This is a genomic window from Actinomadura sp. WAC 06369 (genome assembly GCF_003947565.1).
Taxonomy (GTDB): domain Bacteria; phylum Actinomycetota; class Actinomycetes; order Streptosporangiales; family Streptosporangiaceae; genus Spirillospora; species Spirillospora rifamycini.
The window spans coordinates 1-11465 of the sequence record NZ_QHJN01000216.1 but is presented as its reverse complement, the minus strand read 5'-3'; the positions used below and the strand labels follow the sequence as shown (position 1 = coordinate 11465).

Sequence of the window (11465 nt, the reverse complement as noted above, 5' to 3'; positions counted from 1 at the left end):
GCTCGTCGCCGTGCTGACCGCGCGGGTGGCGGCCGCCGCGGCGGCCGCCACCCGCGCGGTCAGCACGGCGACGAGCGCGGCGATCTCCTCGGGCGTCGGGTCGCCGCGCACGACCTGAAGGAACGGTTTCGGTTCAGCGGTCACGCGTCCTCCTCATGGGGACACGGCCTCCCGTACCCCCGGCGGGGGCCGCGCTCGCGCCCCCGCACCCGCCTGCTCGGTCCGGTCATGCCGCACTCCCCGCTTCCGGCCGGGCCGAAAATCGGGCGGCGGTGTCGCGCCGGGCGTGTCGCGCAGGGCGTCCCGCCGTCCGGCCCGTCCGTCGGGCGCGTCCCGTCCGTCCGGTCCGCCCGGTCACAGCGGGATGTTCCCGTGCTTCTTCGGCGGCAGCGTCTTGCGCTTCTCCCGCAGCGCCCGCAGCGCCCGGACGACCTGCCCGCGCGTCTCGGACGGCTTGATCACGTTGTCGACGTAGCCGCGCTCCGCCGCGATGTAGGGGTTGGCGAGCGTGTCCTCGTACTCGGTGATCAGCTCGGCGCGGCGCGCGTCCGGGTCGTCGGCCGCGGCCAGCTCCTTGCGGTACAGGATGTTGACGGCGCCCTGCGCGCCCATCACCGCGATCTGCGCGGTCGGCCACGCGAGGTTGATGTCGGCGCCGAGGTGCTTGGAGCCCATGACGTCGTACGCGCCGCCGTACGCCTTCCGGGTGATGACCGTGACGAGCGGGACGGTCGCCTCCGCGTACGCGTACAGCAGCTTCGCGCCGCGCCGGATGATCCCGCCGAACTCCTGGTCGGTGCCGGGCAGGAACCCCGGAACGTCCACGAACGTGAGCACCGGGACGTTGAACGCGTCGCACGTCCGGACGAACCGGGCGGCCTTCTCGGACGCGTCGATGTCGAGCGTCCCCGCGAACTGCATCGGCTGGTTCGCGACCACGCCGACCGAGTGGCCCTCGACGCGGCCGAAGCCGACGATGATGTTCGGCGCGAACAGCTCCTGCACCTCGAGGAACTCGCCGTCGTCCACGACGTGCTCGATGACGGTGCGCATGTCGTACGGCTGGTTCGGCGAGTCCGGGACGATCGTGTCCAGCTCGTCGACCGTCTCCTCGACGTCCACCGGCACGTCGAACGCGGGGGCGTCCGACAGGTTGTTGGACGGCAGGTACGACAGCAGCGCCTTGACGTACTCGATGGCGTCGTCCTCGTCGGAGCCCCGGTAGTGGGCCACGCCCGACTTGGAGTTGTGCGACGTCGCGCCGCCCAGCTCCTCCATCGTCACCTCTTCGCCGGTGACCGTCTTGATGACGTCCGGCCCGGTGATGAACATGTGGGACGTCTGGTCCACCATGACGATGAAGTCGGTGATCGCGGGGGAGTACACCGCGCCGCCCGCGCACGGCCCCATCACCAGCGAGATCTGCGGGACCACGCCGGACGCGTGCACGTTCCGCTTGAAGATCTCGGCGTACAGGCCGAGCGCGACGACGCCCTCCTGGATCCGCGCGCCGCCGGAGTCGTTGATGCCGATCACCGGGCAGCCGGTCTTGACCGCGTGGTCCATGACCTTGCAGATCTTCTCGCCGAACACCTCGCCGAGCGAACCGCCGGACACCGTGAAGTCCTGGCTGAACACCGCGACCGGGCGCCCGTCGACCGTCCCGTGGCCGGTGACGACGCCGTCCCCGTACGGGCGGTTCCTCTCCATCCCGAAGTTGGTGGAGCGGTGCCGCGCCATCTCGTCGAACTCCACGAAGGAGCCCGGGTCGAGCAGCGCGTCGATCCGCTCGCGGGCGGTCATCTTGCCCTTCGCGTGCTGCTTCTCCACGGCACGCGCCGATCCAGCGTGGACCGCCTCGTACCGGCGCCGTTCCAGGTCCGCGATCTTGCCCGCCGTCGTGTGGATGTCGTAGTCCAGAGCGGGTTCAGGGGCTTGCGTCGCCATGCGGGCCAGCGTAACCGGACACTGATGATCGCGATGCGGGCGGGGCCCGGTGACCGGGATGAACGCACCCCGGCGCCGTCTCGTTAGGGTTGGGGAACGTGGCTACGAACACGCGTGAGATCCTCCGGCAGGACATGCCCGAACCGCTGCGCAACGACGTCCGGCTGCTGGGCGGCATGCTCGGCGACGGGCTCGTCGAGTACGGCGGGCAGGGCCTGCTGGACGACGTCGAGCGGCTCCGGCACGCGGTGATCGCCGCGCGCCGCGGCGAGCTGCCCGGCGACGAGGTCGCGGCGATCGTCGACGGCTGGTCGCTGGAGCGTGCCGAGGAGGTCGCCCGCGCCTTCACCGTGTACTTCCACCTGACGAACCTCGCGGAGGAGCACCACCGCATCCGCACGCTGCGCGAGCGCGACACCGGCGACACCGCCCCCGGGTCGGTCGCCGCGGCCGTCGCCGAGATCGGCGACGCCGAGTTCCTCGCCGGGCTGGTCGACGGCCTGGAGTTCCGGCCGGTGTTCACCGCGCACCCCACCGAGGCCCGGCGCCGCGCCGTCGTCACGTCCATCCAGCGGATCAGCGACCTGCTCGCCCGGCTGAACGCCGGCCCCGGCGCCGGCGAGCGCGCCGAGACCGAGCGGGCGCTCCGCGAGGAGATCGACGTCCTGTGGCGGACCGCGCTGCGCCGCGGCACCCAGATGGACCCGCTCGACGAGGTCCGCACCGCGATGGCCGCGTTCGACGAGACGATCTTCCGGGTCGTCCCGCACGTGTACCGGGCCCTCGACCGCGCCCTCGCCGGCGCGGACACCGGCACCCGGCCCCCGGCGGCGCGCCCCTACCTGCGCTTCGGGAGCTGGATCGGCGGCGACCGCGACGGCAACCCCTACGTCACCGCGCAGGTCACCCGCGACGCGGTCATGATCCAGGCGGAGCACGTCCTGTCCGCCCTGGAGGCGACGTGCGCCCGCATCGGCCGCGAGCTGACCGTCCACGAGAGCACCACGCCGCCCTCGGCGGCGCTGCGCAACGCCCTCGCCGCCGCCCGCACCGCGCAGCCGTCCCGCAGCCGCCGGATGGCCAAGCGCTCGCCCGGCGAACCGCACCGGCAGTTCCTGCTCTACGTCGCGGCCCGCATCGCCGCGACCCGCGACCGCGACGCCGACCTCGCCTACGCGTCCCCCGACGACCTGCTCGCCGACCTCCGCACCGTGCAGGAGTCCCTCGCCGCCGCGGGCGCGAAGCGGCAGGCGTACGGGCGCGTCCAGCAGCTCGTCTGGCAGGTCGAGACGTTCGGCTTCCACCTCGCCGAGCTGGAGATCCGGCAGCACTCCGAGCTGCACGAGCAGGCCCTCGCGGAGATCCGCGCCGGCGGCGAGCGCTCGGCGATGACCGAGGAGATCCTCGAGACCCTCCGCGTCGTCGCGTGGATCCAGCAGCGGTTCGGCGTCCGCGCCTGCCACCGCTACGTCGTGTCGTTCACCCGCTCCGCCGACGACATCGCGAACGTGCACGAACTGGCCGCGTCCCTCGGCGAGCAGGCGCCCGTCCTGGACGTCGTCCCGCTGTTCGAGACCGGCGAGGACCTCGACCGCGCGCCCGAGACCGTCGACGGCATGCTCGGCATCCCGGCCGTCCGGCGCCGCCTCGACGACACCGGCCGCCGGCTGGAGGTCATGCTCGGCTACTCCGACTCGGCGAAGCAGCTCGGCCCGGCCAGCGCCACCCTCCGCCTGTACGACGCGCAGGAGGCGCTCACCGCGTGGGCGTCGAAGCACGGCGTCGCGCTGACCCTGTTCCACGGCCGCGGCGGCTCCCTCGGCCGCGGCGGCGGCCCCGCCAACCGCGCGATCCTCGCCCAGGCGCCCGGCTCCGTCGGCGGCCGGTTCAAGGTCACCGAGCAGGGCGAGGTGATCTTCGCCCGGTACGGCCACCCCGAGATCGCCAAGCGGCACGTCGAGCAGGTGACGAGCGCCGTCCTGCTGGCGTCCACCGACGCCGTCCAGGACCGCGCCCGCGAGGCCGCCGACCGGTACCGCCCGCTCGCCGACCGCATCGGCGCCGCCGCCCAGACCGCGTTCCGCTCCCTCATCGAGACGGACGGCTTCGCGGCCTGGTTCGCGCGCGTCAGCCCCCTGGAGGAGATCTCCGAGCTGCGCATCGGCTCCCGCCCCGCCCGCCGCAAGGCCGCCCGCGGCCTGGAGGACCTGCGCGCCATCCCCTGGGTGTTCGCGTGGACGCAGACCCGCGTCAACCTCCCCGGCTGGTACGGCATCGGCAGCGGCCTCGCCGCCGTGTCCGACGACGGCCGCGACCTCACCGCGCTCCGCGAGGCGTACGAGGCGTGGCCGCTGTTCAACACCCTCCTCGACAACGCCGAGATGAGCCTCGCCAAGTCCGACCGCGCGATCGCCGAGCGCTACCTGGCCCTCGGCGGGCGGCCCGAACTGTCCGAGACCGTCCTCGCCGAGTACGACCGCACGCGCTCGCTCGTCCTCGCCGTCACCGGCCACGAGCGCCTGCTGGAGAACCGCCGCGTCCTGTCCCGCGCCGTCGAGCTGCGCAACCCCTACGTGGACGCGCTCTCGCACCTCCAGCTCCGCGCCCTCAAGGCCCTCCGCGCGGGCGTCGCCGACGAGGCCGAGCGCGCCCACCTGGAGGAACTGCTGCTCCTGTCCGTCAACGGCGTCGCCGCCGGGCTGCAGAACACCGGCTGACGCCCCGGCGCCGCGCGGCGGACGGGCGCCGCCCCGCCGCGCGGCACGCCATACTTCGGTTCGTGAAAGGACACCCCTCGACCCCCCCCGGGCCACCCCCAGCCGCCGCCGCACTACACGGCCGAGGTGTCGAAGGACGCCATCGGCCGCGCGGCGCACGCCGCGGCGGCGCCCCGCGGCGCGGCCGCCGCGCAGGGCCGTTCGCCGGCTCTGGCCGTGGCGGCCGTCTGCCTGTTCCCCTTCGGCGTCCCCGCGGTCGTCTGCGGCCACCTCGCCCGCCGCCGCTGGCGCGCGGGCGAGGTGACCATCGACATGGTCGACGCCCGCACGGTCGCCCTGTGGGGCATGGCCCTGGGCTACCTGATGACCGCGTTCTACCTGTCCGCCGCCGTCCTGGTCGCCGTGCTCTAACCGGGCCAGACGGGCTTGCGCTTCTCGTTGAAGGCGGCGATGCCCTCGGCGCGGTCCGGGGACAGGACCGCGGTGCGCCAGGCGTTCTCCTCGATGTCGAGGCCGGCCTCGAGGGGGACGCCGCCGCCCTGGCGGAGGGCGCGCTTGGCGGCGCGGACCGCGACGGGGGAGTTGCCCGCGATGACGGCGGCGAGGGCGCGGGCCTCCTCGCGGGCGGAGCCCGCGGGGACCTTGCGGTCGGCGATGCCGAACTCCAGGGCCTCCTCGACCCCGAGGCGGCGGCCGGTGAGGACGAGGTCGGCGGCCTTGCCGGGGCCGAGGCGGCGCAGCGCGAGCTGGGTGCCGCCGCCCGCCGGGATGAGGCCGACGCCGACCTCGGGCAGGCCGAACACGGCGGACTCGTCCGCGACGATCAGGTCGGCGGACAGCGCGATCTCGCAGCCGCCGCCGAGCGCGTAGCCGTGCACGGCGGCGACGACCGGCTGCGGAAGGCCGAGGACGCCGCCGAACGCGGCGCGGAAGACCGGGCGCTGCGCCAGAATCTCCGCGTCGGTCATGGAGTTGCGCTCCTTGAGGTCCGCGCCCACGCAGAACGCCTTCTCGCCCGCGGCGGCGACGACGACCGCGCGCACGGACGCGTCGGCGGCCACCTCGGCGCACACGGCGGCGAGCCGGCGGGCCATCGCGGTGGAGAGGGCGTTGAGGGCTTCCGGTCTGTCGAGCACGATCTCGGCGACGTGCTCGCGGTCCCGCACCAGGGTCACTCCGTCCATGCCCGCACCCTAGACGGCGGCGGTGGGGCCGGTGATGTTGGATGGGTACGTGAGCGACTCACCGTACGGGGACCTGGACCGGCCGCCGCTGCACGAGGCGGCGCTGCACCGCGCGCTCGTCCGCCCGGACGGGCTGTGGCGCGAGGTCCGGGTGGTGCAGGAGACCGGGTCGACGAACGCGGACCTGGCGGCGCTGGCCCGGGAGGGCGCGCCGGAGGGCACCGTGCTGGTGACCGAGCTGCAGACGGCGGGGCGGGGGCGGCTGGGCCGGCCGTGGCGGGCGCCGCCGCGGTCGGGGCTGATGCTCTCGGTGCTGGTGCGCCCCGGGGTGCCGGTGGCGCGGCTCGGGTGGCTGCCGCTGCTGACGGGCGTCGCGGTGGCGACGGCCGTCCGCCGGATGACGGCGTTCTCGCGGGACGCCGAGTCCGGGGACGCCGCGGTCGACGTCCGGTTGAAGTGGCCGAACGACCTGCTGGTGGGTGAGCGGAAGCTGGCCGGGATCCTCGCGGAGAAGGTCGAGGGCGGCCTCGTCGTCGGCGTCGGGCTGAACGTCGGGCTGCGGGCGGAGGAGCTCCCGGTGCCGACGGCGACGTCGCTGGCGATCGAGGGGGCGCCGCTGAGCGACCGGGCGCCGCTGCTGCGCGCGATCCTGCGGGAGTTCGGCACCTGGTACCGGGAGTGGACGGCGCTGGACGGTGATCCGGAGCGCAGCGGCCTCCGCCCCGCCTACAAGGAGCTCTGCGCGACCCTCGGGCGGGCGGTGCGGGTCGAGCTGCCGGCGGACGAGCGGTTGACGGGCACCGCCCGGGACGTGGACGAGTCGGGCCGGCTGGTGGTGTCCGGGCCGTCCGGCGATCGGGCGGTCAGTGCGGGTGATGTGGTGCACGTCCGGGGGACGGACGGGTGAAACGCCCGGCGATCTGCCACGATATGTCCTGGTACCGGACCACGACGCCGCCGGCGGAGCCCACCGCGCCGGTGCACTGAGGGGCGGAGGATGGCACCCGGATTGCCGGATCCGAAGGAGATCGAGCAGCTCCTCCTCGGCGGCGAGCTGCGCTACACGCGCGTGGACGCCGTCCGCCTGTCGGGGGTGTCCCGGGAGTTCTCCGGCCGGATCTGGCGCGCCTTCGGCTACCCGACGATGCCCGACGACGCCGTCGCCTACACCGAGGGCGACGTCGACGCGCTGTGCCGGATGCGGCGGCTGGTGGAGGACGGCGTCCTGGACGAGGAGGGCGTGATCCGGCTCGTCCGGGCGTTCGGGCAGACGATGACGCGCCTCGCCGAATGGCAGGTCAGCCTGCTGCGCAGCATGATCAGCGAGGACCCGAACGAGACGCCGTCGGCCGAGGCGCTCAACGCGATCGTGGGGATCGCCGAGTCGCACATCGGGGAGTTCGAGCCGCTCGTCCTGCACGCGTGGCGGCGGCAGCTCGCCTCGGCCGGGACGCGCGCGCTCGCGGCGGCCGCCACCCGCGAGAACGGCGACTCCGCCGGACGGCCCATGACCACCGTCGGGTTCGCGGACATGGTGTCGTTCACGCAGGTCAGCCGGGAGCTGAACGAGATCGAGCTGGCGCGGGTCGTGGAGTGGTTCGAGGAGTCGACGTCGGACATCATCGCGGCGTGCGGCGGCCGGGTGGTCAAGACGCTCGGCGACGAGGTGCTGTTCAGTGCGGAGTCGCCGCGGGTCGGCGCGGAGATCGCGCTGACGGTCGCTGCGGCGATCCAGGACGAGACCGAGGTGCCGGACGTCCGGGTCGGCGTGGCGCACGGGCCCGTGCTGCCGCTGATGGGGGACGTCTTCGGCACCACGGTGAACCTGGCGGCGCGGCTCACGTCGCTGGCCCGGCCCGGGTCGGTGGTGATCGACGCCGAGCTGGCCGCGGCCCTGGAGAAGGACCCGGCCTACGAGGTGACCCGGATCGTGCGGCGCCCGGTCCAGGGCCTGGGGATCATCCAGCCGTACGTGCTGCGGCGCGCTCCCAGGCCCCCGGACACCGCCGCGGGCCGCACCTGACCCGCGGCATCGCGCCGCACCCGTCCGGTCGGCCCGTTCGCCCGGCCGGTCGGCCCGTCCGGTCAGACGGAGTCGGGCCCGTTCTCGCCGGGGGAGCCGGTGAGCCGCTGCAGGTAGTTCTGCTCGCCGAGGGCGTCGACGAGGCTCAGCTCGGTCTCCAGGTAGTCGATGTGCTGCTCCTCGTCCTCGAGGATGTGCTCGAAGAGCCGCGCGGAGGTGATGTCGCCGCGCGAGCGCATCAGCTCGATGCCGGGGACCAGCCGGGCGACGGCCTCCTTCTCGATCTCCAGGTCGGCCTTGAGCTGCTCGATGACGGTCTGCCCGATGCGCAGCGTGCCGAGCTTCTGGTAGTTCGGGAGGCCCTCGAGGAACAGGATGCGGTTCGTGAGGTGCTCCGCGTGCCGCATCTCGTCGATGGACTCGTCGCGGGTGTGCTTGGCGATCCGGGTGAAGCCCCAGTTCTCCTGCATCTTCGAGTGCAGGAAGTACTGGTTGATCGCGGTGAGCTCCGCGGTGAGCTGCTCGTTGAGGAGATTGATGATGTCCTTGTCGCCTTCCATATGGCCATACTTACATGGCCGAGCGGCGCGTGACAGCACCGGGCGGGGTGCGTGTCCGTTTCGCACGGTTCGTGGGCGCCTGATCCGGGAATTCCGGGATGGGCGCTCGCCGCTGTTCGGTTAGGGAAGGCTCAGGCCGCCGTGGGCGGTGCGGTCCCCCTTTCGACCTGGTCGGACATCACGGGTTCGGACACCGCCGGCCGCTCGGCGAGCGGGTCGGCGACGAACGTCTCGGGGGCTCCGGGGCCCGGCTTCGCCGTGACGGGCGCCACGGTGCCGGGCGGCGGGGGCGCGGGCTCGGGGACGGCGGCCAGCGGGAGCGGCCCGCCGGTGAGGGCGTCCGCCAGCTCGCTCGCGGTGCGGTACTCGCTGACCAGCGCGGAGATCCGCCGGGTGCAGGAGCCGCAGCCGGGCTTCATGCCGCAGGCGGCCTTGACGTCCTTGACGGTGGCGCACGCACCGTTCGCCATGCAGCCGTGCACGTCGTCCTCGGTGACGGCGTTGCAGATGCAGACGTACATCCGGTTCGGGCCTTCCGTCCGACTTCTCGTTCCGGGCCTGACCTGGGCTCTTAGGGAGTCCTCAATAAGGTAAGGCTCCCCTAAGGTAGCCCACGGATGTCCGTTCTGACCAGAGGACTCCCGATCGGTGTGATCCAGCCCTCACAGGGAAGGGCTTCCAGCGCACCGACGGGAGGGCGGGACATGGCACAGGTGTGGCCGGGCGAGGCGTATCCGCTCGGCGCCAGGTTCGACGGCGCCGGGACGAACTTCGCCGTCTACTCCGAGGCCGCCGAGCGGGTCGAGCTGTGCCTGTTCGACGGCCCCGCCGCGGACGGCGAGGAGACCCGGGTCGTCCTGGAGGAGGCCGACGCGTTCGTCTGGCACGCCTACCTGCCCGGCGTCATGCCGGGGCGCCGCTACGGGTACCGGGTGCACGGCCCGTACGACCCGCGCCGCGGCCTGCGCTGCAACCCGGCGAAGCTGCTGCTGGACCCGTACGCGCAGGCCGTCGAGGGCGAGGTCGACTGGGACGAGTCGTGCTTCGGCTACCGGTTCGGCGACCCGTGCTCGCGCAACGACGCCGACTCGGCGCGGCACACGATGCGGTCGGTGGTCGTCAGCCCGTACTTCGACTGGGGCGACGACCGGCCGCCGCGCATCCCCTACCACGAGACGGTGATCTACGAGGCGCACGTCAAGGGGCTGACCGCCCGCCACCCGGAAGTGCCGAAGGACCTGCGCGGGACGTACGCGGGCCTCGCCCACCCGGTGGTCGTCGACCATCTGAAGTCGCTCGGGGTGACGGCGGTCGAGCTGATGCCGGTGCACCAGTTCGTCCACGACGACGCGCTGACGCGGCGGGGGCTGCGCAACTACTGGGGCTACAACACGATCGGGTTCTTCGCGCCGCACAACGAGTACTCGTCGTCCGGGCACCGGGGCGAGCAGGTGCTGGAGTTCAAGTCGATGGTGAAGGCGCTGCACGAGGCGGGGATGGAGGTGATTCTCGACGTCGTCTACAACCACACGGCGGAGGGCAACCACCTCGGCCCGACGCTGTCGTTCCGCGGTCTCGACAACGCCTCGTACTACCGGCTCGCCGAGGACGACCGGCGCTACTACATGGACACGACGGGCACCGGCAACAGCCTGCTGATGCACAGCCCGCACGTCCTGCAGCTCATCATGGACTCGCTGCGGTACTGGGTGACCGAGATGCACGTGGACGGCTTCCGGTTCGACCTCGCCGCCACCCTCGCCCGCGAGCTGCACGCCGTCGACCGGCTGTCGGCGTTCTTCGACCTCGTCCAGCAGGACCCGGTCGTCTCCCAGGTGAAGCTGATCGCCGAACCCTGGGACGTGGGCGAGGGCGGCTACCAGGTGGGGAACTTCCCGCCGCTGTGGACGGAGTGGAACGGGCAGTACCGCGACACCATGCGCGACTTCTGGCGCGGGCGTCCGGGCACGATGCCCGACTTCGCGTCCCGCCTGACCGGGTCGTCCGACCTCTACGCCGACGACGGCCGCCGCCCGATCGCGTCGATCAACTTCATCACCTGCCACGACGGGTTCACGCTGCACGACCTCGTCTCCTACGACCACAAGCACAACGAGGCGAACGGCGAGTCGAACCGGGACGGGACGGACGACGACCGGTCGTGGAACTGCGGCGTCGAGGGCCCGACGGACGACCTCGACGTCATCGCCCTGCGCGAACGGCAGAAGCGCAACTTCCTCACGACGCTGTTCCTGTCGCAGGGCGTGCCGATGCTGTCGCACGGCGACGAACTGGGCCGCACCCAGAAGGGCAACAACAACGCCTACTGCCAGGACTCCGAACTCTCCTGGATCGACTGGACCGGCCTCCGCGACGACACGTGCTCGCCCCGACCAACCGACCCCGCCGACCTCCACGGCTTCGACGAGCGCGGGCCGATGCTCGACTTCGTTCGGCGCCTGTCCAAGCTGCGCACCCGGCACCCGGTGTTCCGGCGCCGCCGGTTCTTCCGCGGCGACCAGCGCAAGCGGAAGGCCCGCGGCGCGCGCGCGAAGCCGGAGAACCTGCCCGACCTGGTGTGGTTCCGCCCGAGCGGCGAGGAGATGACCGACCGCGACTGGCGGGCCGGGTTCAACAAGTCGCTCAACGTGTTCCTCAACGGCGACGCCATCGGCGAGCCCGACCGGCGCGGCCGGCGGATCCGCGACGACTCGTTCATGCTGCTGGTCAACGCGCACGACGGCGACCTGCCGTTCGTCCTCCCGCCCGCCCCCTACGGGCAGATGTGGTTCAAGGTGCTGGACACCGCCGACCCCCTGCTCGCGGAGGAGGAGTCGCCGGTCGTGAAGGCCCGCGAGACCGTTCCGGTCGCCGCGCGATCCATCCAGGTGCTCCGCCGTGCCTGACCCGCCGGGCCCGCCCGACCCGTCCGCGCCGGGTTCTTCCGCGCCCGGTTCCTCCGCGCCCGGTTCCTCCGCGCCCGACCCCGCCGCGCCGGGCCCGTCCGCGCCCGGGCCCGGCGCGGCGGGACCCC

The 11465-nt window shown here is 73.1% G+C and carries 10 protein-coding genes; 5 read left to right on the top strand and 5 right to left on the bottom strand.

Annotated elements, in window-relative coordinates:
• A partial coding sequence (locus DMH08_RS35525; protein WP_148108630.1) for an acyl-CoA carboxylase subunit epsilon occupies window positions 1-144 on the bottom strand: 144 nt, incomplete at its 3' end.
• A 210-nt stretch (window positions 145-354) separates the two neighbouring features.
• Window positions 355-1947: an acyl-CoA carboxylase subunit beta gene (locus tag DMH08_RS35520; protein ID WP_125620514.1), complete on the bottom strand. Its 1593-nt coding sequence runs from the start codon at window positions 1945-1947 to the stop codon at window positions 355-357.
• Window positions 1948-2081: 134 nt separating this feature from the next.
• Here DMH08_RS35520 and DMH08_RS35515 point away from each other — a divergent pair, with 134 nt between their 5' ends.
• Window positions 2082-4664: a phosphoenolpyruvate carboxylase gene (locus DMH08_RS35515; RefSeq protein WP_125620516.1), complete on the top strand. Its 2583-nt coding sequence runs from the start codon at window positions 2082-2084 to the stop codon at window positions 4662-4664.
• Between the two features lie 126 nt (window positions 4665-4790).
• Window positions 4791-5075 carry a hypothetical protein gene (locus tag DMH08_RS35510; protein WP_125620512.1) on the top strand — a complete coding sequence of 95 codons (285 nt, stop codon included), beginning with the start codon at window positions 4791-4793 and terminating at the stop codon, window positions 5073-5075.
• Here DMH08_RS35510 and DMH08_RS35505 read toward each other — a convergent pair.
• The gene (locus tag DMH08_RS35505) at window positions 5072-5848 is read right to left on the bottom strand and encodes an enoyl-CoA hydratase/isomerase family protein (RefSeq protein WP_125620510.1); all 777 of its coding nucleotides are present in this window, start codon (window positions 5846-5848) and stop codon (window positions 5072-5074) included. The genes DMH08_RS35510 and DMH08_RS35505 overlap by 4 nt on opposite strands.
• A 49-nt stretch (window positions 5849-5897) precedes the next feature.
• Here DMH08_RS35505 and DMH08_RS35500 point away from each other — a divergent pair, with 49 nt between their 5' ends.
• Both DMH08_RS35500 and DMH08_RS35495 read left to right on the top strand, forming a co-directional pair.
• Window positions 5898-6755, top strand: a complete 858-nt coding sequence (locus DMH08_RS35500) for a biotin--[acetyl-CoA-carboxylase] ligase (RefSeq protein ID WP_199748158.1) — start codon at window positions 5898-5900, stop codon at window positions 6753-6755.
• Between the two features lie 90 nt (window positions 6756-6845).
• Window positions 6846-7871 (top strand): adenylate/guanylate cyclase domain-containing protein, encoded by a 1026-nt coding sequence (locus tag DMH08_RS35495; RefSeq protein WP_026402554.1) that lies wholly within the window; start codon window positions 6846-6848, stop codon window positions 7869-7871.
• 62 nt (window positions 7872-7933) lie between these two features.
• Here DMH08_RS35495 and bfr read toward each other — a convergent pair whose 3' ends face one another.
• Both bfr and DMH08_RS35485 read right to left on the bottom strand, forming a co-directional pair.
• Entirely contained in the window at window positions 7934-8431 is a 498-nt protein-coding gene (gene bfr, locus DMH08_RS35490) for a bacterioferritin (protein ID WP_026402553.1), read from the bottom strand.
• 131 nt (window positions 8432-8562) lie between these two features.
• The gene (locus DMH08_RS35485; RefSeq protein WP_064743631.1) at window positions 8563-8952 is read right to left on the bottom strand and encodes a (2Fe-2S)-binding protein; all 390 of its coding nucleotides are present in this window, start codon (window positions 8950-8952) and stop codon (window positions 8563-8565) included.
• 183 nt (window positions 8953-9135) lie between these two features.
• Here DMH08_RS35485 and glgX point away from each other — a divergent pair, with 183 nt between their 5' ends.
• Window positions 9136-11337, top strand: coding sequence for a glycogen debranching protein GlgX (gene glgX / locus DMH08_RS35480; protein ID WP_125620506.1), 2202 nt, complete (start codon window positions 9136-9138; stop codon window positions 11335-11337).
• The last annotated feature ends 128 nt before the right edge of the window (window positions 11338-11465 follow it).

Coding starts and splice junctions, on each gene's coding strand:
- bfr (WP_026402553.1), bottom strand. CDS start 8,431: ATGGAAGGCGACAAGGACATCATCAATCTCCTCAACGAGCAGCTCACC.
- DMH08_RS35505 (WP_125620510.1), bottom strand. CDS start 5,848: ATGGACGGAGTGACCCTGGTGCGGGACCGCGAGCACGTCGCCGAGATC.
- DMH08_RS35515 (WP_125620516.1), top strand. CDS start 2,082: ATGCCCGAACCGCTGCGCAACGACGTCCGGCTGCTGGGCGGCATGCTC.
- glgX (WP_125620506.1), top strand. CDS start 9,136: ATGGCACAGGTGTGGCCGGGCGAGGCGTATCCGCTCGGCGCCAGGTTC.
- DMH08_RS35520 (WP_125620514.1), bottom strand. CDS start 1,947: ATGGCGACGCAAGCCCCTGAACCCGCTCTGGACTACGACATCCACACG.
- DMH08_RS35485 (WP_064743631.1), bottom strand. CDS start 8,952: ATGTACGTCTGCATCTGCAACGCCGTCACCGAGGACGACGTGCACGGC.
- DMH08_RS35495 (WP_026402554.1), top strand. CDS start 6,846: ATGGCACCCGGATTGCCGGATCCGAAGGAGATCGAGCAGCTCCTCCTC.